Origin of the sequence: Stenotrophomonas sp. SKA14, assembly GCF_000158575.1 — a bacterium.
Classification (GTDB): Bacteria; Pseudomonadota; Gammaproteobacteria; order Xanthomonadales; family Xanthomonadaceae; genus Stenotrophomonas; species Stenotrophomonas forensis.
Window position 1 is genome coordinate 2,114,441 of record NZ_DS999412.1, and the last position, 23,963, is coordinate 2,138,403.

General features: G+C 67.3%; 22 protein-coding genes. 14 read left to right on the forward strand and 8 right to left on the reverse strand.

The annotated features are described in order from the left end of the window. Positions 1-161: 161 nt before the first annotated feature. Positions 162-989 (reverse strand): inositol monophosphatase family protein, encoded by an 828-nt coding sequence (locus tag SSKA14_RS09620; RefSeq protein ID WP_008264733.1) that lies wholly within the window; start codon positions 987-989, stop codon positions 162-164. A 120-nt stretch (positions 990-1,109) separates the two neighbouring features. Between SSKA14_RS09620 and SSKA14_RS09625 the strand changes: the two genes are divergently transcribed. From SSKA14_RS09625 to SSKA14_RS09635, 3 genes are read left to right on the forward strand one after another with little or no spacing between them, the layout of a single operon-like run. After that, on the forward strand, positions 1,110-1,880 hold the full coding sequence (locus tag SSKA14_RS09625; RefSeq protein WP_005414025.1) for an RNA methyltransferase: 771 nt from the start codon (positions 1,110-1,112) through the stop codon (positions 1,878-1,880). A gap of 46 nt (positions 1,881-1,926) precedes the next feature. Beyond that, positions 1,927-2,859: a phosphate/phosphite/phosphonate ABC transporter substrate-binding protein gene (locus SSKA14_RS09630; protein ID WP_050413364.1), complete on the forward strand. Its 933-nt coding sequence runs from the start codon at positions 1,927-1,929 to the stop codon at positions 2,857-2,859. Then, complete coding sequence (locus tag SSKA14_RS09635) at positions 2,856-4,982, forward strand: EAL domain-containing protein (protein WP_040007386.1); 2,127 nt, start codon at positions 2,856-2,858, stop codon at positions 4,980-4,982. Before SSKA14_RS09630 ends, SSKA14_RS09635 begins: the two co-directional genes overlap by 4 nt. A 117-nt stretch (positions 4,983-5,099) precedes the next feature. On the opposite strand, the gene epmB is transcribed toward SSKA14_RS09635, so the two are convergent. Next, positions 5,100-6,140, reverse strand: a complete 1,041-nt coding sequence (gene epmB / locus SSKA14_RS09640) for an EF-P beta-lysylation protein EpmB (protein WP_087944943.1) — start codon at positions 6,138-6,140, stop codon at positions 5,100-5,102. Positions 6,141-6,236: 96 nt separating this feature from the next. On the opposite strand from epmB, the gene efp reads away from it, so the two are divergent. The 5 genes from efp (at position 6,237) to SSKA14_RS09665 (ending at position 10,497) form a co-directional block, all read left to right on the forward strand. Continuing rightward, entirely contained in the window at positions 6,237-6,803 is a 567-nt protein-coding gene (efp, locus tag SSKA14_RS09645) for an elongation factor P (protein WP_006457340.1), read from the forward strand. A gap of 200 nt (positions 6,804-7,003) precedes the next feature. Further along, positions 7,004-8,347 carry a TRZ/ATZ family hydrolase gene (locus tag SSKA14_RS09650; protein ID WP_006457248.1) on the forward strand — a complete coding sequence of 448 codons (1,344 nt, stop codon included), beginning with the start codon at positions 7,004-7,006 and terminating at the stop codon, positions 8,345-8,347. A gap of 25 nt (positions 8,348-8,372) precedes the next feature. Beyond that, on the forward strand, positions 8,373-9,089 hold the full coding sequence (ubiG, locus tag SSKA14_RS09655) for a bifunctional 2-polyprenyl-6-hydroxyphenol methylase/3-demethylubiquinol 3-O-methyltransferase UbiG (protein WP_008268227.1): 717 nt from the start codon (positions 8,373-8,375) through the stop codon (positions 9,087-9,089). Next, a complete protein-coding gene (locus tag SSKA14_RS09660) occupies positions 9,086-9,781 on the forward strand; it encodes a phosphoglycolate phosphatase (protein ID WP_008266752.1) in 696 nt (231 codons plus the stop codon). Before ubiG ends, SSKA14_RS09660 begins: the two co-directional genes overlap by 4 nt. 11 nt (positions 9,782-9,792) lie before the next feature. Next, positions 9,793-10,497, forward strand: coding sequence for a phytoene synthase (locus tag SSKA14_RS09665; RefSeq protein ID WP_008267738.1), 705 nt, complete (start codon positions 9,793-9,795; stop codon positions 10,495-10,497). An 88-nt stretch (positions 10,498-10,585) separates the two neighbouring features. Here SSKA14_RS09665 and SSKA14_RS09670 read toward each other — a convergent pair whose 3' ends face one another. The 3 genes from SSKA14_RS09670 to yidD are packed head-to-tail and all read right to left on the reverse strand — an operon-like array spanning position 10,586 to position 13,036. After that, positions 10,586-11,434, reverse strand: a complete 849-nt coding sequence (locus tag SSKA14_RS09670) for a M23 family metallopeptidase (RefSeq protein ID WP_008267322.1) — start codon at positions 11,432-11,434, stop codon at positions 10,586-10,588. Continuing rightward, positions 11,434-12,780, reverse strand: a complete 1,347-nt coding sequence (locus SSKA14_RS09675) for a dihydroorotase (protein ID WP_006457238.1) — start codon at positions 12,778-12,780, stop codon at positions 11,434-11,436. Before SSKA14_RS09675 ends, SSKA14_RS09670 begins: the two co-directional genes overlap by 1 nt. A gap of 1 nt (position 12,781) precedes the next feature. Then, entirely contained in the window at positions 12,782-13,036 is a 255-nt protein-coding gene (gene yidD, locus SSKA14_RS09680) for a membrane protein insertion efficiency factor YidD (RefSeq protein ID WP_008266150.1), read from the reverse strand. A gap of 272 nt (positions 13,037-13,308) precedes the next feature. On the opposite strand from yidD, the gene dksA reads away from it, so the two are divergent. Next, the gene (gene dksA, locus SSKA14_RS23375) at positions 13,309-14,538 is read left to right on the forward strand and encodes an RNA polymerase-binding protein DksA (RefSeq protein ID WP_008268391.1); all 1,230 of its coding nucleotides are present in this window, start codon (positions 13,309-13,311) and stop codon (positions 14,536-14,538) included. 369 nt (positions 14,539-14,907) lie between these two features. Here dksA and SSKA14_RS09690 read toward each other — a convergent pair whose 3' ends face one another. From SSKA14_RS09690 to cysS, 3 genes are read right to left on the reverse strand one after another with little or no spacing between them, the layout of a single operon-like run. Then, complete coding sequence (locus SSKA14_RS09690; RefSeq protein WP_008266987.1) at positions 14,908-16,155, reverse strand: MFS transporter; 1,248 nt, start codon at positions 16,153-16,155, stop codon at positions 14,908-14,910. Then, positions 16,152-16,604, reverse strand: a complete 453-nt coding sequence (locus tag SSKA14_RS09695; RefSeq protein ID WP_008264524.1) for a SufE family protein — start codon at positions 16,602-16,604, stop codon at positions 16,152-16,154. The genes SSKA14_RS09690 and SSKA14_RS09695 overlap by 4 nt, the downstream gene beginning before the upstream one ends. 54 nt (positions 16,605-16,658) lie before the next feature. Continuing rightward, entirely contained in the window at positions 16,659-18,035 is a 1,377-nt protein-coding gene (gene cysS, locus SSKA14_RS09700) for a cysteine--tRNA ligase (RefSeq protein ID WP_008266640.1), read from the reverse strand. A gap of 186 nt (positions 18,036-18,221) precedes the next feature. On the opposite strand from cysS, the gene SSKA14_RS09705 reads away from it, so the two are divergent. The 5 genes from SSKA14_RS09705 to SSKA14_RS09725 all read left to right on the forward strand — a co-directional run bounded on the left by SSKA14_RS09705 (position 18,222) and on the right by SSKA14_RS09725 (position 23,960). After that, positions 18,222-18,785, forward strand: coding sequence for a hypothetical protein (locus SSKA14_RS09705; protein WP_040007390.1), 564 nt, complete (start codon positions 18,222-18,224; stop codon positions 18,783-18,785). A 319-nt stretch (positions 18,786-19,104) separates the two neighbouring features. Beyond that, complete coding sequence (locus tag SSKA14_RS09710; protein WP_008266571.1) at positions 19,105-20,115, forward strand: N-acetylornithine carbamoyltransferase; 1,011 nt, start codon at positions 19,105-19,107, stop codon at positions 20,113-20,115. 118 nt (positions 20,116-20,233) lie between these two features. Beyond that, the gene (locus tag SSKA14_RS09715) at positions 20,234-21,430 is read left to right on the forward strand and encodes an argininosuccinate synthase (RefSeq protein ID WP_040007391.1); all 1,197 of its coding nucleotides are present in this window, start codon (positions 20,234-20,236) and stop codon (positions 21,428-21,430) included. 87 nt (positions 21,431-21,517) lie between these two features. Then, positions 21,518-22,606 (forward strand): acetylornithine deacetylase, encoded by a 1,089-nt coding sequence (locus SSKA14_RS09720; protein WP_008267807.1) that lies wholly within the window; start codon positions 21,518-21,520, stop codon positions 22,604-22,606. Positions 22,607-22,631: 25 nt separating this feature from the next. Beyond that, the gene (locus SSKA14_RS09725; protein ID WP_008267932.1) at positions 22,632-23,960 is read left to right on the forward strand and encodes an acetylglutamate kinase; all 1,329 of its coding nucleotides are present in this window, start codon (positions 22,632-22,634) and stop codon (positions 23,958-23,960) included. The last annotated feature ends 3 nt before the right edge of the window (positions 23,961-23,963 follow it).

A 23,963-nucleotide genomic window follows, 5' to 3' on the forward strand; every position in this document is an offset into this window, starting at 1 on the left:
GTAGCGACGGCTCGCGGCCGGCGGCGTGTTTCTTTGGTTACTTTCTTTGCGCGCAAAGAAAGTGACACCCCTCCGTGGTCGCGGAAATGACTCTCGCCAGCGCGCAAACGAAAACGGCACCTTCGCAGGTGCCGTCTCCATGAACCGCTCTACACGGAACCTCAGAACTTCGCGTCGAACTCCGCCGCGTAGCCGGTGTTCACCAGCACCTTCTGCAGCGACTCGGCCACCTTCAGGTTGCCGGCGACGATCTGGTGGCTCTCCGGGCCGCGGTTGTCCATGCGGCCCAGGGTCGCGCCCTTGAAGTCGCAGACCTTGCCGCCGGCCTCGCGGACCAGCAGCAGGCCGGCGGCGATGTCCCATGCCTTCACGCCGGCTTCGAAGTAGGCGTCGGCGCGGCCGCAGGCTACGTAGGCCAGGTCGAGCGCGGCCGAGCCGGTGCGGCGGATGTCCTCGCCGTGCACCAGCAGGGCGTCGACAGCCTTCAGCTGGGCACTGGCGCGGGCGCGTTCGCGCGGGGCGAAGCCGGTGTGGATCATGGTGCCGTCCAGGTCCTTGCGGTCGGCCACGCGGATGCGGCGGTCGTTCAGCACGGCACCGGCGCCGCGGCTGGCAGTGAACAGCTCATTGCGCAGCGGGTCGAAGATGACCGCATCGGTCGGTTCGCCGTTCTCGACCAGCGCGATCGATACGCAGTAGTGCGGCACGCCACGCAGGTAGTTGCTGGTGCCATCGAGCGGGTCGATGACCCACATCTGGCGACGTTCGCCCTGCACGCCGCCTTCTTCGCCGAAGATGCCGTATTCGGGGTAGGCGCGCTTGAGTTCCTTGACGATGACCTTTTCCGCGTCCGCATCCACTTCGCTGGCGTAGTCCATCCGGCCCTTCTGCACCACGTTCAGTGCCTCGAGCTTGTTGATGTTGCGCAACAGGACGTTGCCGGCGAGGCGGGCGGCCTTGACCATGACGGTGACGGCGGGTTTCTGCATGGCGTGGGCTCCCGGAAAGGCAGAAGAGATGGACTGGCGGGGGAAAAGAGCAGGTCCGGCGCAGTGGCCGGCCGCACAGTTTACCATTGGTCATCGTCCAGCTCGACCTTTTCCCTGTTCATGTCCCAGTTTCCTGCCGCCACCCGCCTCCGATTCGTCCTGGTCGGTACCCAGCACCCCGGCAACATGGGCGCTGCCGCCCGCGCCCTGAAGACCATGGGCCTGGCACGCCTGGTGCTGGTCGCCCCCGAAAAGCCACTGGACGAGGAGGCCTTCCGCCGCTCGGCCGGTGCCGAAGACGTACTGGGGGACGCCCCGGTGGTGGCCACCCTGGCCGAGGCCGTGGCCGACTGCCGGCTGGTGCTGGGCTGCACCGCCCGGGCCCGCCGCGTCCAGCTGGAGGAGTACCTGCCGGCCGACGCCGCTGCGCGCGCAGTGGCCAAGGCGGGCGAGGGCGCCGAAGTGGCGCTGGTGTTCGGCCGCGAGCGCACCGGCCTGACCAACGAGGAACTGCAGCTCTGCCACGCTGCGGTGCACATCCCGTCCGATCCGGAGTTCAGCTCGCTCAACCTGGCCGCGGCCGTCCAGGTGCTGGCCTATGAAACGCGGATGCAACTGCTGGGCGCGCAGCCGGCTGCCGACGCTGAGCCGGGCTTCCGCGAGCAGGCGGCCAGCCACGAGCAGATGGAGAGCTTCTTCGCCCAGCTCGGCGATACCCTGGACGAGATCGATTTCCACAAGGGCCGCGCGCCGGAATCGGCAATGCGCAAGCTGCGCCGCCTGTTCCTGCGCAGCGAGCCGAGCGAGCAGGAAGTACGCCTGCTGCGCGGCATTCTTGCCGACACCCAGCGCATGGCACGACTGGCGCAGGCAGGCAGCAAGGACAGCTGACGACGTTCTCATTTTTTCGGGTAGTCTGTCCGGATACTCAGGGGGGATGAAGCCTGTGTCGGGTCTGCGAAGGGCAATGCAGGGGGGACTGCTGAGCCTGGCCATGGTCCTGCTGGCGGGGACGGTGCGTGCAGCGCCGGACCCGGTGCTGGTGCTGGGCCGGATCAGCGATGATCCCAAGGCCCACTACGAGCAGCTGCAGCCCCTTCTGGATTATGTGGTGGCCCGCATGCACGACGTCGGCATCAAGGAGGGGAGGATCCTGATGGCGCGCGATCCGCAGCAGATGGCCAGCTATCTGCGGCGGGGGCGGGTCGACTGGGTCACGGAAACGGCGGGCACGGCGGTGGCGCTCGGCCAGCGCAGTGGCGCACGGCCCTTGCTGCTGACCGAACGCAATGGTGTGCGCGAGTACCAGACGGTGTTCTTCGTGCGCAACGACAGCCCGATCCAGCGCATGCAGGACCTGCCTGGACATCGCCTGGCGCTGCAGAACACGGCGTCCACCAGCGCCTACCTGGTGCCGGTGATGACGTTGCTGCAGGAGGGATTGTCGCCGCAGATCCTGGCCGGCGACTGGGACATGCCGGGACGGGACAGTGTGGGGTATGTGTTCGCACGCAGCGAGTTGAACATCGCGACGTTCGTGCACAAGGGGGTAGTCGACGTGGGGGCGGTGAGCAGCGTGGACTGGAACGACGAGCGGCGGGTGCCGGCCGCGTTCCGGCACGACTTCCGTGAGCTGCTGCGTACCGAGCCGTACCCGCGAGCGGTGGAAATGGTCCGCGCCGACCTTGACCCGCGCGTGCGCGATCGCCTGCAGGAAGTCCTGCTGCAGGCGGCCAGCGACCCGCGCGCGCAGGGGGCGTTGCATCGGTTTTTTGGCACTTCCGGTTTCCACCGTGTCGATGCGCATGCGCAGCAGCGGTTGGATGAATTGAAACAAGGATTGACGCGCGTGCGGATGGAAGTGGAATGAAGTGGCTCGGCTCTGGAATGCAGGCCCGGTTCCTGCTGGCGATGGGCGGAGCAATGCTCGTGGTGATCGCGATCCTGGCGGTGCTGCTGGGGCGCCAGACGGCGATGCAGAGCGAGGTGCGCAGCCTCAGTGGCGGTGTCATCCACGAACTGTTCGACCGCAGCGTGCGCAGCCGCGGCGAGGCAATGGCGCGCGAATTGTCCGACTCGCTGGCCAACCCGTTGTACTACCGCGACCTGGACCAGGTCGGCGCCCTGGTGCGCGGTACCGCGCGGCAGCCGGTGGTGCGCTATGTCCTGGTGTTCGACCAACGCGGGCGATTGGTGCATGACGGCTCGATCGAGGTCGCCGGCTTCGGCCAGCAGATGACCGACCCGCTGGCGCCCAAGGCCGCTGCCGCGCAGGCACTGGTGGTGCAGGAATCGCCCAAGGTGCTCGACAACACGATGCCGATCACGATCGGCAACCAGCGCATTGGCGGTGTCCGCGTCGGCATGGCGCTGGACGAGGTGCAGCAGCGCGAGCAGGCCGCCAATGCCACCCTCGGCGAACGCCTGCAGCAGGCCGGCAGCCGTCATCTGGGCTGGCTGCTGCTGATGCTGGGCCTGCTGGTGGTGATCGGCGTGGTGGTGATCCTGTACGTGCAGCGGACCCTGGTCGCGCCGATCCGCGATCTGGCCGCGGCCGCCCGCCGCATCGAGGCCGGCGACTACCAGACGCCGTTGGCGGAGAATACCCGCGATGACGAAGTAGGCGAACTGGTGCGTGGCTTTGCCCGCATGCGCGATGCGATCGCCCGCCATGACCGCGAAGTGCGGCACATGGCCTACACCGACGCACTGACCGGATTGACCAATCGATTGGCCTTCCGCGAGGCACTTGATCATCGGTTGATGGCCGCGCGCGCGTCCAACCACCGGTTGGGCCTGCTGTTCGCCGACATCGATGATTTCAAACGGGTCAACGACACCCTCGGTCATGAAGCCGGCGACGAAGCACTGCTGCAGTTCGCGCAGCGCATCGGCCGAGCGGTGACCGAAGCCGGTGGCGACGAGGCCCTGCTGGCGCGCTTTGGTGGCGACGAATTCGTGATCCTGGTCGGCGACGGTGACGTCGCTGCCAACGCGCGGCTGCTGGCCGAAGTGCTGGTGCGCGAACTGGGCAAGCCGCTGGTGGTGCAGGGCCGGGAACTGTTCCTTGGCACGTCCATCGGCGTGACCCTGTTCCCGGACGATGCGGCCGACGCGACCACGCTGCTGAAGAACGGCGACATCGCCATGTACCAGGCGAAGATGGCCGGCAAGAACTGCTACCGCTACTACAGCCGGGCGATGGACCATGCGGTCGAGCGCCGCGTGCACATGGAACAGGAGCTGCGCGGAGCGTGGGAGCGTGGCGAACTGCGCCTGGCCTACCAGCCGATCTTCCGCATGCGCGACCGTCGCATGGTCGGTGTCGAGGTGCTGCTGCGCTGGCAGCATCCGACCCTGGGTACGATCCCGCCGTCGGTGTTCATCGAAGTGGCCGAGCAGAGCGGGCTGATCGAGATCATCGGCCCGAAGGTATTGCGCGCAGCCTGCATGGAGGCCGCGCAGTGGCCGCGCGGGGTGGCCGGGGACGACCTGTTCGTGTCGGTCAACGTGTCGCCGCGGCAGCTGCGGGGCGGCGAACTGCCGGCGCTGGTCGCACAGTGCCTGCATGAGTCCGGGCTGCCGGCGTCGCGCCTGCACCTGGAACTGACCGAGACCGCGGTGATCGGCGATGAAATGGTCGCCGCGCAGCTGCTGGACAAGCTGCACCGGACCGGCGTGAAGGTCTGGCTGGATGATTTCGGCACCGGCTTCTCCGGGCTCAGCCATCTGCGCCAGGTGCCGGTGGACGGGGTGAAGATCGACAAGAGCTTCGTGGCCGACATGCAGCGTGATCCCGACGACCTGGCACTGACCACGGCGATCATCGCAATGGCCCACGCGCTGGGCATCACCGTGGTCGCCGAAGGCATCGAGCAGCAGGCGCAGTTCGAACTGCTGGCCCAGCGTGGCTGCGACCTCGGCCAGGGCTACTGGCTGAGCCACCCGGTGACCGCCACCGAAGTGGTGCGGATGATCGAATCGGGTCTCTGACCCACGGCGGCGCCCGGTAGATCCACGTCATGCGTGGATGAGCCGTCCCAGTAGATCCACGCCATGCGTGGATGGGCTTTCCTGGCCAAAGCATCCACGCATGGCGTGGATCTACGGCTACACCGGGCGCTTGCTCGGGTCGCCGGGCAGTTCGCGCACCAGCTTCGGGATCAGGTAGCCGGACAGGCGTGCGGTGAGGCCGGCAATCAGTGCCTTGGCCCGGGCATCGTCCACTTCGAAGTGGGCTACGCCCTCGACCCGGTCCAACTGGTGCAGGTAATAGGGCAGCACGCCGACGGCGAAGCTGCGCTCGCTCAGATCCTGCAGGGCCTGCACGCTGTCGTTGACCCCGCGCAGCAGCACCGCCTGGTTCAGCAGCTGCGCACCGGTACCGCGCAGGCGTGCCATCGCCGCGTCCACGCTGGCATCGAATTCATTGGCATGGTTGGCGTGCACCACGATCGCCAGCGGCCACGGCAGGCTGCCCAGCCAGGCCAGCAGTTCCTCGTCCACGCGTTCGGGCAGCACGATCGGCAGGCGGCTGTGGATGCGCAGGCGCCGGATGTGCGGGATCGCGCGCAGTGCGTCGGTCAGTTCGACCAGCTTGTGCGTGGCCAGCGACAACGGGTCGCCGCCGGACAGGATCACCTCGTCGATGTCCGGATCGGCCGCGATGGCGGCCACGGCTTCCTGCCAGCCACCCTTGGCGGCGTTCTCCGCGCCGTAGTCGAAGTGGCGGCGGAAGCAGTAGCGGCAATTGATCGCGCAGCTGCCGGTGGCGACCAGCAGGGCGCGGCCGCGGTATTTCTGGATGACCCCGGTGGCCTTCCTGGCCGCACCATCCCCCACCGCATCGAAGCTGAACCCGGGCGCCGGGCGCATTTCCTCGTCGATCGGCAGCACCTGGCGCAGCAGCGGGTCGGCGGCGTCGCCCCTGCGCATGCGGGCCACGAAGCCCTCGGGCACGCGCAGCGCGAACTGGGCCATGGCCGCCTCCGAGACGCCCAGCGCGGCCGCGTCCAGCTGCAGCCGGGCCAGCAGGGCGTGCGGGTCGCGCACTGCCTGGCGCCAGAGCTGCTGCCAGCGCGCGGGCGCGCCTGGCGACTGGGGCCGGGGGAAGGCGGAAAGCTGCATGGAGAGGGGGCCTGCGGTTATCATGGGGGCAGAAAAACAGTCGCCCACCGGCATCCGGTGGGCTTTCCATTCTAACGGCTCGCCGCACCCGCGGCGTTTTTGCCACTCAGGAGTTTACGCATGGCCAGCTACGGCATGAACGACGTCAAGAACGGGATGAAGATCCTGGTCAACAACCAACCGGCTGTCATCATCGACACCGAATACGTCAAGCCGGGCAAGGGCCAGGCCTTCACCCGCGTGAAGTACCGCCTGATCAAGGACGGCCGTACCCAGGAAGTGACCATGAAGTCGACCGACTCGCTGGATGCAGCCGACGTCGTCGATACCGACATGAACTTCATGTACAGCGACGGCGAGTACTGGCACTTCATGGACCCGGAATCCTTCGAGCAGGTCCAGGCCACCAAGGCCGGCATGGGCGGCGCCGAGAAGTGGCTGAAGGGCGAAGAGTCCTGCGTGGTGACCCTGTGGAACGGCGAGCCGATCTTCGTGCAGCCGCCGAACTTCGTCGAACTGAAGATCACCGAAACCGATCCGGGCGTCCGTGGCGACACCTCGGGCGGCGGCGGCAAGCCGGCCACCCTGGAAACCGGCGCCGTGGTCCGCGTGCCGCTGTTCGTCAACCAGGACGAAATCATCAAGGTTGATACCCGTTCGGGCGAATATTCCGCACGCGTCAAGTAATCCGGCGCAGCCGGATTACAGTAGGGCCGGCCGCTGGCCGGGTACGCGCCATCGCATTCGCGCTGGCGCTCCCCTGATCTGCCTAGGCAGATCAGGGGCCCCGCTTCACGAGTCTCCAGACCCCGCCGCTTCGCGGCAGCCCCTGACTCGGGGGCGTGTCCCCCAGAAGTATCTCGCCACCCCCCAGCCAGTGAGCCCGCATGAGCGATAGCCCGCACCTCCCCGAAGCCTGCGACCTGCTCATCGAAGCCGGTTACGTCGTTCCGATCGAGCCGCATGCGGTGGTGCTGGAAGACCATGCCGTCGCCGTGCGTGGCAGCGAGATCGTGGCCATCCTGCCGCGCGCCGAGGCCCGCGCGCGCTTCCGCGCCGCCCAGGTGGTCAGCCGCCCCGAGGCCGCGCTGATGCCGGGCCTGGTCAACGCGCACACCCACAACCCGATGACCCTGCTGCGCGGCGTCGCCGACGACCTGCCGCTGATGACCTGGCTGCAGCAGCACATCTGGCCGGTGGAAGCGGCGGTGATCGGCCCCGAGTTCGTCGCCGACGGCACCACGCTGGCCATCGCCGAGATGCTGCGTGGCGGCACCACCTGCGCCAATGAGAACTACTTCTTCGGTGACGTGCAGGCCGCGGTCTACAAGAAGCACGGTTTCCGCGCGCTGGTCGGCGCGGTGATCATCGATTTCCCCACCGCCTGGGCCAAGACCGACGACGAGTACTTCGCCAAGGCCGGTGAACTGCATGACCAGTGGCGCACCGATCCGCTGATCGGCACCGCGTTCGCGCCGCATGCGCCGTACACCGTCAACGACGCCAACTTCGAGCGGGTGCGGATGCTGTCCGACCAGCTCGACATGCAGGTGCACCTGCACACCCACGAGACCGCGCAGGAGATCACCGATTCGATCAAGCTGCACGGCCAGCGCCCGCTGGCGCGGCTGGACCGGCTTGGCCTGGTCAACGACCGCCTGATCGCGGTGCACATGACCCAGCTGACCGATGCGGAAATCCACCTGTGTGCCGAGCGCGGCGTCAGCGTGGTGCACTGCCCGGAATCGAACCTGAAGCTGGCCTCGGGCTTCTGCCCGGCCTGCGCCCTGCAGCGCGCCGGCGTGAATCTGGCGATCGGCACCGATGGCTGCGCCAGCAACAACGACCTGGACATGTTCAGCGAGAACCGCACCGCGGCGATCCTGGCCAAGGCCGTGGCCGACGATGCCACCGCGCTGGATGCGGCCACCACGCTGCGTGCGTCCACGCTGGGTGGCGCGCGCGCGCTGGGCTTCGGCGACCGCATCGGCTCGATCGAAGTCGGCAAGCAGGCCGACCTGGTCTGCGTCGACCTGTCCGCACTGGAAACCCAGCCGTTGCACAACGTGCTGTCGCAGCTGGTGTACGCCACCGGACGCCAGCAGGTCAGCGATGTCTGGATTGCCGGCAAGCCCAAGCTGGTGCAGCGCGAGCTGGTCGGCATGGACCTGCCGGGCATCATCGCCAACGCGCGCCAGTGGCGCGAGCGCATCCGTCATATCCGCGCCTGAACCCCGGCGCCGCAAGGACTCCCCCATGACTGCCCCCCACGCTTCCTCCAATTTCGATCAGGCCGAGCTGGACAAGTTCGCCGCGCTGGCCAACCGCTGGTGGGACGCTGACGGCCCGCAGAAGCCGCTGCATGCGCTGAACCCGGTGCGGCTGAAGTACGTGGCCGACCGCGTGCCACTGCGCGGTGCGCGCGTGCTCGACATCGGTTGCGGTGGTGGCCTGCTGAGCGAGGCATTGGCGCAGGCCGGTGCCGACGTCACCGCCATCGACCTGGCCCCGGAACTGGTCAAGGTCGCGCGCCTGCATGCGTTGGAAAGCGGCGCCACGGTCGATTATCGCGTGCAGGCCGCCGAGGATCTGGCCGCCGAGCAGCCGGGCAGCTTCGACGTGGTCACCTGCATGGAAATGCTTGAGCACGTGCCCGACCCGGGCGCGGTCATCGAGGCCTGCAAGCGCCTGTTGAAGCCGGGTGGCCATCTGTTCCTGTCGACCATCAACCGCACCGCGGCGGCCTTCGCAGTGGCCATCGTCGGTGCCGAGTACGTGGCACGGCTGCTGCCCAAGGGCACCCACCACTACCAGGAATTCATCAAGCCGGCCGAGCTGGCGCGCTGGCTGCGCGAGGCCAACATGCAGCTGGTGGATGTCAGCGGAATGGCCTACGAGCCGTGGCGCAACCATGCCCGCCTGAGCAGCCGCACCGACATCAACTACCTCGCCTACGCGGTCAAGCCGGCATGAGCCTGCAGCGTTTCCCGCGCGCGGTGCTGTTCGACCTGGACGGCACGCTGCTGGACAGTGCACCGGACTTTGTCGCGACCTGCGACGCGATGCTGGCCGAGCGGGGCCGCGCGCCGATCGATCCGGCGATGTTGCGCCCGGTGGTGTCCAAGGGCTCGCGGGCGATGGTGTCGGCGGCCTTTCCGGAACTGGATGCCGCAGCGCGCGACGCGCTGGTCCCGGAATTCCTGCAGCGCTACGAAGCGCTGATCGGCCAGCATGCGGTGCTGTTCGATGGCGTGGCCGGCATGCTGGCGGCACTGGATGAGGCCGGTACGGTGTGGGGCATCGTCACCAACAAGCCGGAGTACCTGGCGCGCCTGATCCTGCCGCAGCACGGCTGGCAGCAGCGCTGCGCGGTGCTGGTCGGCGGTGACACGCTGGCCGAACGCAAGCCGCATCCGCTGCCCCTGCTGCACGCCGCACAGGCCATCGGCATCGCCGCCGAAGACTGCGTGTACGTGGGCGACGACGAGCGCGACATCCTCGCCGCACGTGCCGCCGCCATGCCCTCGGTGGCGGCGCTGTGGGGCTACCGCCTGCACAGTGACGACCCGCTGGCCTGGCAGGCCGACGTGCTGGTCGAGAACGCCGGACTTCTGCAACTGGCCAGCCTCTGGCCGACCCGGCCGGCAGCCCCGGCCCAGCCGTAAGGAATGACGTAGTGAGCAGTACCGCGCTGGACAGTTTCCTCGACAAGTGGCGCAGCCGCTGGCCGGAATGGTCGGTGGCCGCCCCGTTCGTGGCCGAATCGCAACGCGAGCTCGCGGTGGCGTGGTTCGCGCTGCTGCAGGAATTCGACGACATGCTCAACACCAGCGGCGATCCGTTGCCGGCCGACGCCAAGCTGGCCTGGTGGGGCGAGGAACTGCGCAGCTGGGCTGCGCATCGTTCGCGCCACCCGCTGGGTCGCCTGCTGGAGCCGGCGCGTGCACCGTGGGCGCAGCTGGCCGAGGCGCTGCCGGATCTGGTTGAAGCGCGCACGGTCGCGCTGGATGCGGCCGGCGCCGAACGCGCACTGGCCAACTATTCCGACGCGCTGGCGGCGGTGGAAGCGGCGTTGTTCAACGACAAGCCGCGTACCGGTGCCGGTCGTGCGGTGCAGCTGCAGACCCTGGCCCAGCGTCTGCAGGATGCCGGCGTGGCGGGCGTACCGCGCAGCCTGCTGGATGAGGACGCCGGCACGGCCGCGCAGCGTTGGGCGCAGTATCTGCTGAAGGGCTGGGGCACCCGCGTGCCGGGTCCGCGTCCGCGCCGCGTCTGGTCGAGCCTGGCGCGCGCCCGCGTGGCCGCACAGGCTGCGGGCAAGCCGATCGAGGCCACCCCGGTGCGCACGCTGCTGCGTGTGTGGTGGGCCGCACGCGGTTGATCGATCGCCGCTGGTAGTGCCGGCCGCTGGCCGGCAGCTCCGGCGCTGCGGAATTCATGCAATTGCCGGCCAGCGGCCGGCACTACCGCTACTTCCGCTCCAGCACCAGCAGCGGGTCGATGCGGGTATCGAACCAGTTCATGCCCCAGTGCAGATGTGGGCCGGTGGCACGGCCGGTGGCGCCCACGGCGGCGATCACCTGGCCCTGTTCGACACGGTCACCGACCTTCACGTCGATGCGCGACAGGTGCAGGAAGTTGGAGCTGACCCCGAAACCGTGATCGAGCAGCAGCGTGCCACCGGTCAGGTAAAGGTCCGGGCCGGCGAAGGTGACGATGCCGGCGGCCGGTGCTTTCACCGGGGTGCCGGTCGGCACCGCGATGTCCATGCCGGAATGGCCCGCACCGGGCTGGCCGTTGTACACGCGCGCATTGCCGAAGCGTCCGCTGATGCGGCCCTGCACCGGCCAGATGAAGGTCTGGGTGAAGTCGGTGCGGTCGTCATCGCGCGCGCGTGCGGCCGTGACCTGCGCCTGTTCGCGCTTGATCCGCTCGGCAATCGCCGGCGGTGGGTTGACGGTCTTCGGCGGCACGCCGTTGACCCGTTCGGTAGGCCAGTCGCGTGGCGTCACCGCGATGGTCGCGGTTTCGCTGCCACCATCGGGGCGCTGCACCTGCACGCGCAGCGGGCCCTTCTCGTCGCGGCCAATGCCGAACACCACGCTGCCATAGCCGCTCACCCGCAGCTGGCGGCCGGCGTACTGCACGCGGCTGCCGGCGGGCACCTTGCCGATCACCAGCGCGCCCTGCGACGCGCTGGCCGGAAACACCACGCGGCTGTCGATCAGGCTGCCGATGCCATCCTGTGCCTGCGCCGAGGGGGCGGAAAACAGGGGCGCGGCCAGCAGCAGCGCCCCGATCATCAGTGCCGGACGCATCAGCGGTCGTAGGTCATGCGCTGGCCGGCGGGCTCGCCCACCAGCTTGCTGCCGTCCCACACCTGCTGGCCGTTGACCCAGGTGGAGGCGATGCGCGAACGGAAGGTGGTGCCTTCGAACGGCGACCAGCCGCACTTGGACAGCACGTCCTCGCGCTTGACGGTGAACGGCACGTCCTCGACCAGCACCAGGTCGGCGAAGTAGCCCTCACGCAGGAAGCCGCGTTCTTCCACGTCGAACAGCTGCGCCGGGGCGTGGGCGAACTTCTGCACCACCTGCTCGCGGGTCAGCTTGCCTTCGTGCACGCGCTCCAGCGCAGCGACCAGCGCGTACTGCACCAGCGGCAGGCCGGACGGTGCCTGCGCATAGGGCTTCTGCTTCTCTTCCCAGGTATGCGGGGCGTGATCGGTGGCCAGCACGTCCAGCACGTCATCGGCCAGCGCGGCGGTGATCGCCTCGCGGTCGGACACTTCCTTGATTGCCGGATTGCACTTGATCAGGTTGCCCTTGGTCGCATAGTCCGGGCGTGCGAAGTGCAGGAAGTGCACGCAGGTCTCGGCGGTGATCTGCTTGCGGCTGCCGTCGGCGCGGATCAGCGGGCCCTTCTCGAACAGCGCCAGCTCGTCGGCGGTGGAGATGTGCAGCACGTGCAGGCGGGTGCCGTGCTTGCGTGCCAGCGACATCGCCAGCCGGGTCGACTTGATGCAGGCTTCGCGCGAACGGATGTCCGGGTGCATGTCCGGGGTCAGTGCGTCGCCGTACTTTTCCTGGAAGGCCTTCAGATTGGCATCGATCATCGGCGTGTCTTCGCAGTGCGTGATGATCGGGGTCGGGCATTCGCGGAAGATCGCGTCCAGCGTTTCCGGGTTGTCCACCAGCATGTTGCCGGTCGAAGCACCCATGAACACCTTCACGCCGGGCGCCTTCTTCGGGTCCAGCGCACGGATCGCTTCCAGGTTGTCATTGCTGGCGCCGTGGTAGAAGCCGTAATTGGCCCACGCGCGGCCACGCGCCAGTTCGTACTTGGCTTCGAGGATGGTCGAATCCAGCGTCGGCGGATTGGTGTTGGGCATGTCCATGAAGCTGGTCAGGCCACCGGCCACGGCGGCAGCCGATTCGCTGGCGATGTCGCCCTTGTGGGTCAGGCCCGGTTCGCGGAAGTGCACCTGGTCATCGATCATGCCGGGCAGCAGCCAGCGCCCGGCCGCGTCCACCACCTGCTCGCCGTCGCGCGGCGTCAACCCGCTGCCGATCTGCGCGATGCGGCCGTTCTCGATGCGCAGGTCGCCATCGAAGGTGCGGCCTTCGTTGACCATGCGGGCGTTGGTGATGAGGGTGGAGGACATGTCAGTGTTTTCCTGTGCAACGGCAAGAGGGGGCGTTGGGGGACTCGGGCACGGGGTCGAAGCCGCCGGGATGGAACGGGTGGCAGCGTCCCAGGCGGCGCGCAGCCAGCCAGCTGCCGCGCAGCGGGCCATGCAGGGAGATGGCCTCCATCGCGTATTCAGAACAACTGGGCACGAAACGGCAGCGCGGCCCCAGCAGGGGGCTGATGAAGCGCTTGTAGAAGCGCAGCAGGGCAATGAGCAGGCGCGAGATCACCCAGTCATCTTATGCCAGTTGGCATGAAGGCCGCATTTGTGCAGGATGGGCCGTTGGTCGCATGTCGCCGATGGCCTGCGACCGGTACCAGCACTCTCGGGTGCTGGCCAGGTTCCGTACCGCGCGAGGCGGTCCGTGTTCGTCGGACCGCCCCTTGGCTGGCTTGGCTCCAGGACTGAATGGAGCAGGGCCGCTGAGGTTGCTGCTGCGGGTCGGGTAGGCTATAAAGGCCCGCTTTCCCGGGCCCCGGGGAATCCAAGGAAGAGCGTTTCGTGGCTGCTAAAAAAACTGCAAAGAAGGCCGCAACGGCCGCCAAGAAAACCGCCAAGCCTGTTGTGAAGAAGTTGGCGGCAAAGCCCGTTGCCAAGAAACCGGCCAGCAAGCCGGCGACCAAGGCAGCGTCCTCGCAACCGGCGGCCAGGAAGGCCACCGCAAAGAAAACGCCGGTCAAGGCAACCAAGCCAGTGGCGAAGAAAGTCGCCGCGCCCGCCAAGGCCAAACCTGCCGCTGCCAGCAAGAAGGCGCCGGTGGTGAAGAAGGCTGCCAGCAAGGCCGCGCCGGTCAAGAAGGCCGCCGCCAAGCCGGTAGCGAAGAAGGCAGCAGCCAAGCCAGCGCCGAAGGCGGTGGTGAAGAAGGCGGCGGCCAAGCCGGTCGCCAAGCCTGCAGCGAAGAAGGTGGCTGCGGCTAAACCGGCGGCCACGTCTGCCGCTGTAAAGAAGGTCACCAAGAATGTTGCTGCGCCGGCCGTCAAGCCGAGCCCGTCCCCAGTAGTGAAGTCCGCACCGAAGCCGGCTGCCAAGCCGGCCCCGGCCAAGCCTGTCCCGGCCAAGACCGCGGCAGTGGCAGCAGCCCAACCGGCCCCCAAGCCGGCCCCGGCCGCCGCACCTGCTGCATCGAAGGCCCCGCAATCCAAGAATCCCGTGCCCGTTTCGAAATCGCCTGCCAAAACCGCCGTGAAATCCGATTCCGCCCCGAAGACCGTGTCGCGCCCTGTCGGCAAGGTTGCCGTGGCCGTCGCCGCCCGCTCGGCTGCACCGGCCCCGCGCAGCAAGTACAAGGTGGTCGAGTACAAGACCGACGAGGCCACCGGCCGCCCGATCCTGCCCGCTGGCTACAAGCCGTCCTCGGAAGAGGAATACATGAGCCCGCTGCAGCAGGAATATTTCCGCCAGCGCCTGCAGAACTGGCGCGCGGACCTGGTGGAAGAGTCCAAGCAGACCATCGAGAACCTGCGCGAGGAAGTGCGTGACATCGGCGATGAAGCCGAGCGCGCGACCCGCGAGACCGAGAACTCGCTGGAACTGCGTACCCGCGACCGCTACCGCAAGCTGATCGGCAAGATCGACAGCACCCTCAAGCGCCTGGAAGCCGGCGACTATGGCTACTGCGTGGATACCGGTGAAGAGATCGGCCTGGAGCGCCTGGAAGCGCGCCTGACCGCCGAGCGCACCATCGACGCCCAGGAGCGTTGGGAGCACCTGCAGAAGCAGCAGGGCGACTGATTCCCGGTCGTTGTCTGGTCATGCGAAAAACCCGGCCTCGGCCGGGTTTTTTCTTTGGTGATTGTTGGTACGCGACTGTGGCAGGGACGGGCGGCTGTGGCCGTTGACTTGGGTCCGCCTTGTAGCGAGCCGAGCACCGCAAGGGAATCAGGGGCGAAGAGGCGCCGCTGTTTGAGCGCAGCGAGTTCGGCGCCGTCCCCTGATTCACCGAGGAGCACAGGGCACCGGCGCGCAGCGCCGGCTCGCGGATGGCGGAGCGTTTCTTTGGTTACTTTCTTTTCGCGAAAAGAAAGTGACAAGCCCAATCATCGAGGGAGAGCAGCGGCCCCAGCCAAACGTCCGGCGCCGCCGAATCCGCTGTCCGCCGGGTCACTGCAGGTCGCGAAGATTCAACTTCCGCAGCGTCGGGTTCTTCCACGCGGTGATCCCGGCCACGCTCAGCACCGCGAACCCACCCAGCACCACCGCCGGCACCAGGCCCAGCAGCCGGGCCATCGTGCCGGCGTAGAACGCGCCCAGTTCGTTGGACGAACTGATGAAGATGCCGTTGATCGACGACACCCGTCCGCGCATTTCTTCCGGCGTGGCCAGCTGCAGGATGGTCGAGCGGATCACCACCGACACGCCGTCGAACGCCCCGTAGAACAGCAGGATCAGCGCCGACAGCCAGAAGTGCTGCGACAGCCCGAAGCCGATCACGCACAGGCCGAAGCCGGCCACCGCAAACAGCAGCACGCGGCCGGCATTGCGATGCAGCGGGTGACGGGCCAGCCACAGGCCCACGCACACCGAACCCAGTGCCGGCATCGCGCGCAGGATGCCCAACCCTTCCGGACCGTGGTGCAGGATCTCGTGCAGGAACGCCGGCAGCATCGCCACCACGCCACCCAGCAGCACCGAGAACATGTCGAGCGCCATCGCGCCGACCATGATCCGGTTGCCCACCACGAAGCGCGCGCCTTCGGCGATGCTCCTGAAGATCGGCGCGGCCGGGCCGGTGTGCACCAGTTCTTCCACCTTCAGCGTAGCCAGGCACCCCATCGCCACCAGCGCGAAGACCGTGGCCACCGCATAGGACAGGCCCTTGCCCCCGAAGCCGACCAGCACGCCACCCAGTGCCGGACCGGCCACCATGCCGGCCTGGAACACCACGGCACCGAGGCCGGCGCCACGCGCGAACTGGTCGCGGGCCAGCACGCGGGCAAACAAGGCGTTGTAGATCGGCGACAGGAAGGCGCGCACCATGCCGGTCAGTGCGATGGCCGCATAGATCGGCCACACGCCTTCAAACGGCAGCCAGCCCTTGGCCACGCTGGTCAGCACCAGTGCGGTGGCGATCAGCCCGGAGCAGGCGACCATGCCCAGCCGGCGCCGTGGCAGGTGGTCGACCAGGTAACCGGCGAACGGCGCCACGCAGAAGAACGGCAGTACCTCGGCCAGGCCGACTAGGCCCAGCGAGAACGGATTGCGGGTGACTTCGTAGATATGCCAGCCGACGGTGACCGCGACCACTTGGTAGGACAGCATCGCGAAGATGCGGTATGCCAGCAGCCTGGCGAAACCGGGCCGGGACAGCAGCCCCAGCGCGGTGTCTTCGGCCGTGGCAGGTTCGCTCACGACGGATCGCGCTGCAGCTGGGCCTGCGCGGTCTCGCGGATGAAGGCCAGCATCGCCGCCACGCCGTTGCTGCGGGTGGGCGAGAGGTGGCGGGCCAGGCCGATGTCCTGGATGTAGCTCGGTTCGGTGTCCAGGATCTCCCGGGCCGAACGCCCGGAATACACGCGCAGGGCCAGGAAGATCAGGCCGGAGACGATGGCCGAGTCACTGATGGCGTGGAAGCGCAGCGACTGCGCGTTGCCTTCCGGCACGATCCAGACCATCGACTGGCAGCCGAGCAGGCGGTGCTCCTCGGTCTTCCATTCCTCCGGGAAGGCCGGCAGCTTGCGGCCGAGGTCGATCAGGTACTGGTAGCGCTCGGACCAGTCGCCGAAGAAGCCGAATTCCTCGGCGATGGCGGTCTGGGCCTCGGCGGCGGTGGGTTCAAGCGGGAACGGGGAGTCGGTCACAGCGGTCTCTACAGTGGGGACGTGGCCGGCGGGCCGGCCACGGGGCAGGGCAGGTCAGCCGCGCTTGCGCGACCAGCGCACGCCCTGCGGGGTGTCTTCGAGCACGATGCCTTCGGCGGCCAGCTGGTCGCGGATGGCATCGGAGCGGGCGAAGTCGCGTGCCTGCTTGGCCGCGGCGCGCTCGTCGATCAGGCCCTGGATGCGCGCATCGTCGCCGTCATCGCCGGCGGCAGTGCCGAACCACTGCGCCGGATCGGCCTGCAGCAGGCCCAGCGCCAGGCCCGCGCCGAGCAGTTCGCCCTTCAGGCGTGCCTGTTCGGCCGGATCGGTGGCCCGGCGTGCGTCGGCCGCGATACGGGCCACTTCGGCCAGCGCCTGCGGCGTGTTCAGATCGTCATCCAGGGTTGCCTCGACCGTGGCCGGGATCACCGCACTGGCCTCGATCGACGCCAGCTCGCGCAGGGTGCCGTACAGGCGGTCCAGGGTGCGCACCGACTGCTCGATCAGGCCATCGGACCAGTCCAGCGGCTGCCGGTAATGGGCCGACAGCAGGGCCAGGCGCAGGGCTTCCGGCGGATGCTGGCGCACCAGGTCGTGCACGCGTTCGATGTTGCCCAGCGATTTGCTCATCTTGGCGCCGCCGAAGTTGAGCATGCCGTTGTGCAGCCAGAAACGGGCGAAGATCTTGCCGCCGTGGGCGCACTCGCTCTGCGCGATCTCGTTCTCGTGGTGCGGGAACTGCAGGTCGACGCCACCGGCATGGATGTCGATGGTCTCGCCCAGGTGCGCTGCGGCCATCGCCGAACATTCGATGTGCCAGCCCGGGCGGCCACGGCCCCACGGCGATTCCCAGCCGGGCAGGTCGTCGCTGGACGGCTTCCAGAGCACGAAGTCGCCGGGGTCGCGCTTGTACGGGGCGACATCGACGCGGGCGCCGGCCAGCATTTCATCCGGATCACGGCGCGAGAGCTTGCCGTAGCCGTCGAAGCTGGCCACCGCGAACAGCACGTGGCCTTCGGCAGCGTAGGCATGGCCGCTGGCGATCAGCTGCTCGATCATGGTGATGATCTGCGGCATGTGCGCGGTCACTTCCGGCTCGATGTCCGGCGGCACCACGCCCAGCGCGGCCATGTCTTCACGGTAGGCGGCGGCGAACTTGTCGGTGATGGTGCTGATCGGCACGCCCTGCTCACGCGCGGCAGTGTTGATCTTGTCGTCGACGTCGGTGATGTTGCGGGCGTAGCGCAGTGCGCCGAAGCGTCGCCGCAGCAGGTCGGCCAGCACCCCGAACACCACCGGGCCACGGGCGTTGCCGATGTGCACGTAGTTGTAGACCGTCGGGCCGCACACATACAGGGTCGGACAGGCCGGATCGAGCGGGGTGAACGGTTCGAGCTGGCGAGTCAGGTTGTTGTGCAGGCGCAGGGTCATGGGGCTGTGGCTGGGGGACAAGCCTGCGATTTTAGAACGTGTCGGCCCCTTTGGGGGCACTGGCTGCCACCGGTGGACGCGGGTTCTCCCAAGGTGGGGTGGGCAGGAGCGGCGTGGACGGGTAATGTTCAGCCCCTTGCGCTCGTCACTGCCTACACTATTGCCGTGTCCTTGCTCCCATCGCCAATGAAATCCACCGCGTTGCTGACCCTGGCCTGCCTGTCGGCGCTGCCCGCCGTGGTGCTGGCGCAGGAGGCCGAGCCCCGCAACCGGGTGGTGATCGTGGAGAACGTGAAGTTCGACTATGCCCAGGTGCTGAACGTCGAGCCGGTGTTCCAGACCCTGCGCGCGACCCGCGCCGAGGAGCACTGCGAGCCGATCTCGACCCGGACCCTGGCCCCTGTGAACGTAACCGGCGAGGAGCCGGTCGAGGACAAGGGCCGGATCAGCCGCTTCTGGGACTCGGTGCGCTCGATGTTCAAGCGCAGCGATGAAGAGGCGTCCGAAGAGGTTGCCGCCGAGACGCCGGCCCCGGCGCCGGCCAACAATGGCCCGATGCTGACCCGTGACTGCCGCATCGTGCCGGTGGGGCGTGAATTCCGCCGGCCCATCGCCTACGACGTGGACTACGTCTACAAGGGCACCAAATACCGCTCGCGGCTGCCGGAAGACCCTGGCAACCGGCTGAAAATCCGGGTGTCGATCACCCCGTGGGTCGGCCCCGAGCAGGGTACCGCCAGCAATCCCTGATTCTGCGACCCCGGCCCCTTGCGCCGGCCCCGGCCGCATGCAAAGATGGTTGACCATGAAGCTCACCGACTTCCAGCACGACAGCAGCGCAGCCCGACAGGCGTCGGGCATGACCTCGCGTGCGCGTCGACCGGAACCCCACATCCTCGCTGGGTAACCGGAGCTTTTTGCTGTTCGTCCGAAAAAAACCCAGCCGCCCGGCTGGGTTTTTTCGTTTCTGCGTTCTGAAAGCTGCAACTGCAACCTTTTCGTTCCACCTTTGGTTCCTGTTTTTCCCTTCCACCGCGTCGAACCCGGCGCCGCCACGCAAGGAAAGATGATGTCCCCCAAGCACTTCCTGAACACCCAGGACTGGAGCCGCAGCGATCTTGACGCGCTGCTGACCCAGGCCGCGCTGTTCAAGCGCAACAAGCTCGGCGACCAGCTCAAGGGCAAGTCGATCGCGCTGGTGTTCTTCAATCCGTCCATGCGCACCCGCACCAGCTTCGAACTGGGCGCGTTCCAGCTCGGCGCGCACGCGGTGGTGCTGCAGCCGGGCAAGGATGCGTGGCCGATCGAGTTCAACCTCGGTACGGTGATGGATGGCGATACGGAAGAGCACATCGCGGAAGTGGCCAAGGTGCTGGGCCGTTACTGCGACATCATCGCCGTGCGTGCGTTCCCGAAGTTCCAGGACTGGGCCTACGACCGCCAGGACATCGTCCTCAACAGCTTCGCCAGGTACTCGCCGGTGCCGGTCATCAACATGGAGACCATCACCCACCCGTGCCAGGAGCTGGCCCACATCATGGCCCTGCAGGAGCACTTCGGCACCCAGGACCTGCGCGGCAAGAAGTACGTGCTGACCTGGACCTACCACCCCAAGCCGCTGAACACCGCCGTGGCCAATTCGGCGCTGACCATCGCCACCCGCATGGGCATGGACGTGACCCTGCTGTGCCCGACCGCCGACTACATCCTCGACGAGCGCTACATGGGCTGGGCCGAGCAGAACGTGGCCGAGAGCGGTGGTTCGCTGAAGATCAGCCATGACATCGACAGCGCCTACGCAGGTGCCGACGTGGTGTACGCCAAGAGCTGGGGCGCGCTGCCGTTCTTCGGCAACTGGGAGCCGGAAAAGCCGATCCGCGACCAGTTCAAGCACTTCATTGTCGACGAGCGGAAGATGGCGCTGACCAACGACGGTGTGTTCAGCCACTGCCTGCCGCTGCGCCGCAACGTGAAGGCCACCGACGCGGTGATGGATTCGCCGCAGTGCATCGCCATCAACGAAGCCGAGAACCGCCTGCATGTGCAGAAGGCGATCATGGCCGCGGTTGCCGGGCGCTGAATCAAACAAGGGGTAGAGCCGACCGTTGGTCGGCTGCTCCCGCAGCGGCGCATCCAACATTTCAGCCGACCAGCGGTCGGCTCTACCGAAATCTCATCACCAAGTGGACCTGACCCCCATGAGCAACAAAGACGTCGTTCTCGCCTTCTCCGGCGGCCTCGATACCAGCTTCTGCGTGCCGTACCTGCAGGAGCGCGGCTACAACGTGCACACCGTGTTCGCCGATACTGGCGGCGTCGATGATGAAGAGCGCGATTTCATCGAGAAGCGCGCCGCCGCGCTGGGCGTGACCAGCCATGTCACCGTCAACGGTGGCCCGGCCATCTGGGAAGGCTTCGTCAAGCCGTTCGTGTGGGCCGGCGAAGGCTATCAGGGCCAGTACCCGCTGCTGGTCTCGGACCGTTACCTGATCGTCGATGCCGCGCTGAAGCGTGCCGCCGAACTGGGCACCAACATCATCGCCCACGGCTGCACCGGCATGGGCAATGACCAGGTCCGCTTCGACCTGGCGGTGAAGGCGCTGGGTGACTACCAGATCATCGCGCCGATCCGCGAGATCCAGAAGGAACATACCCAGACCCGCGCCTACGAACAGAAGTACCTGGAAGAGCGTGGCTTCGGCGTGCGCGCCAAGCAGCAGGCCTACACCATCAACGAGAACCTGCTGGGCGTGACCATGTCCGGCGGCGAGATCGACCGTTGGGAAGCCCCGGGCGAAGGCGCGCGTGGCTGGTGCTCGCCGCGCAGCGAGTGGCCGGAACAGGCGCTGACCGTGACCCTGAAGTTCGTCGAAGGCGAAGCGGTTGAACTGAACGGCAAGGCGCTGCCGGGCGACCAGATCCTGGCCCAGCTCAACAAGCTGTTCGCCCCGTACGGCGTCGGCCGCGGCGTGTACACCGGCGACACCGTGATCGGTCTGAAGGGCCGCATCGTGTTCGAGGCCCCGGGCCTGGTTTCGCTGCTGGCCGCGCACCGCGCACTGGAAGATGCCGTGCTGACCAAGCAGCAGAACCGCTTCAAGCCGGACGTCGCACGCAAGTGGGTGGAGCTGGTGTACGAAGGCTTCTACCACGACCCGCTGAAGACCGACATCGAAGCCTTCCTGAAGTCCTCGCAGGCCAAGGTCAACGGTGAGGTGGTGCTGGAGACCCGTGGCGGCCGCGTCGACGCGGTGGCGGTGAAGTCGCCGCACCTGCTCAACACCAAGGGCGCCACCTACGCGCAGTCGGCCGACTGGGGCGTGGAGGAGGCTGAGGGCTTCATCAAGCTGTTCGGAATGAGCTCCACTGTCTATGCGCAGGTCAATCGCGGTTGACCTGTGACGGGGGTGCCGGCCGCTGGCCGGCACTCACCACCGACATCGTTGCCGGCCAGCGGCCGGCACTACCAGGATTGTTGATTCATGCTTGAACAGACGCTCGATCACCTGCAGGCCCTGGTGTCCTTCGACACCCGCAACCCGCCGCGTGCGATCACCACCGGTGGCATCTTCGATTACCTGCGCGCGAACCTGCCCGGGTTCAACGTCGAGGTGATCGACCACGGCGCGGGTGCGGTCAGCCTGTACGCCGTGCGCGGTACGCCGAAGTACCTGTTCAACGTGCATCTGGACACCGTGCCCGACTCGCCACACTGGAGTGCCGACCCGCATGTGATGCGGCGGCTGGACGACCGCGTGGTCGGCCTGGGTGTGTGTGACATCAAGGGCGCGGCTGCTGCGCTGGTGGCCGCGGCCAATGCCAGCGAGGGCGATGCGGCGTTCCTGTTCTCCAGCGATGAGGAAGCCAACGACCCGCGCTGCATCGCTGCGTTCCTGGCCCGTGGCATTCCGTACGAAGCGGTGCTGGTGGCCGAGCCGACCATGAGCGAGGCGGTGCTGGCCCACCGTGGCATCAGTTCGGTGCTGATGCAGTTCGCCGGCCGTGCCGGCCACGCGTCCGGTAAGCAGGACGCGGCTGCCAGCGCCTTGCACCAGGCCATGCGCTGGGGCAGCCGCGCGCTGGACCATGTGGAATCGCTGGCCTCGGCCCGCTTCGGCGGGCTGACCGGCCTGCGCTTCAACATCGGCCGTGTCGAGGGCGGGATCAAGGCCAACATGATCGCGCCGGCCGCCGAAGTGCGGTTCGGTTTCCGTCCGCTGCCGTCGATGGACATCGACGGCCTGCTGGCGACCTTTGCCGGCTTCGCCGAACCGGAAGCCGCCGTGTTCACCGAAACCTTCCGTGGCCCCAGCCTGCCGGCCGGTGACATCGCCGAGGCCGAGAACCGTCGCCTGCTGGCACGCGACGTGGCCGATGCGCTGGAACTGCCGATCGGCAACGCGGTGGACTTCTGGACCGAGGCCTCGCTGTTCTCCGCCGCCGGTTACACCACCCTGGTCTTTGGCCCGGGTGACATCGCCCAGGCCCACACCGCCGATGAGTTCGTGACGCTGGAGCAGCTGCAGCGCTACACCGACGCCGTGCACCGCATCATCGCCGCCGGCGCCTGATTCTTCCCTTTCCGACGAAACCGAAATGTCTCCTGCCCTCCAGCCTCACCGCCAGACCCGCCAGACCATCGTGCGCCTGCTTTCCAGCATGGCCAGCGCGAAGGAGATCAGCCAGTACCTCAAGCGCTTTTCGCAACTGGATGCCAAGCGCTTCGCCGTGGTCAAGGTCGGCGGCGCGGTGCTGCGCGATGATCTTGACGCGCTGACCTCCTCGCTGTCGTTCCTGCAGGAAGTCGGCCTGACCCCGATCGTGCTGCACGGCGCTGGCCCGCAGCTGGATGCCGAGCTGTCTGCCGCCGGCATCGAGAAGCAGACCGTCAACGGGTTGCGCGTGACCTCGCCGGAAGCGCTGGCGATCGTACGCCGGGTGTTCCAGCAGTCCAACCTGCGCCTGGTCGAAGCCCTTCAACAGAACGGCGCGCGCGCCACCTCGATCACCGGTGGCGTGTTCGAGGCCGAGTACCTGGACGTGGACACCTACGGCCTGGTCGGCGAGGTGAAGAAGGTCAACCTGGCACCGATCGAGGCCAGCCTGCGTGCCGGCTCGATTCCGGTCATCACCAGCCTAGGCGAGACTGCCGGTGGCCAGATCCTCAACGTGAATGCCGATTTCGCCGCCAACGAGCTGGTGCAGGAGCTGCAGCCGTACAAGATCATCTTCCTGACCGGTACCGGTGGCCTGCTGGACGAGGGCGGCAACGTGATCGATTCGATCAACCTGTCCACCGAGTACGACCACCTGATCGCGCAGCCGTGGATCCACGGTGGCATGAAGGTGAAGATTGAACAGATCAAGGATCTGCTCGACCGCCTGCCGCTGGAATCGTCGGTGTCGATCACCCGTCCGGCCGACCTGGCCAAGGAACTGTTCACCCACAAGGGCTCGGGCACGCTGGTGCGCAAGGGCGAGAAGGTGCTGCGCGCCACCGCATGGGAACAACTTGACCTGCCGCGCCTGAAGCAGCTGATCGAATCCAGCTTCGGTCGCACCCTGGTGCCGGACTATTTCGAGAAGACCAGGCTGCTGCGTGCGTATGTCAGCGAGAACTACCGTACTGCGGTGATCCTCACCGATGAAGCCGAAGGCGTGTACCTGGACAAGTTCGCCGTGCTGGACGATGCACAGGGCGAGGGCCTCGGCCGCGCGGTCTGGAACGTGATGCTGGAAGAGACGCCGCAGCTTTTCTGGCGCTCGCGCCACGGCAATCCGATCAACCACTTCTACTACGCTGAGTCCGATGGCTGCTACAAGCAGGATCACTGGAAGGTGTTCTGGTTCGGCGCCGATGGCATCGATCGCATCAAGACCTATGTCGATCACTGCGCCCAGCGCACCCCGAGCCTGCAGGGCTGAGTG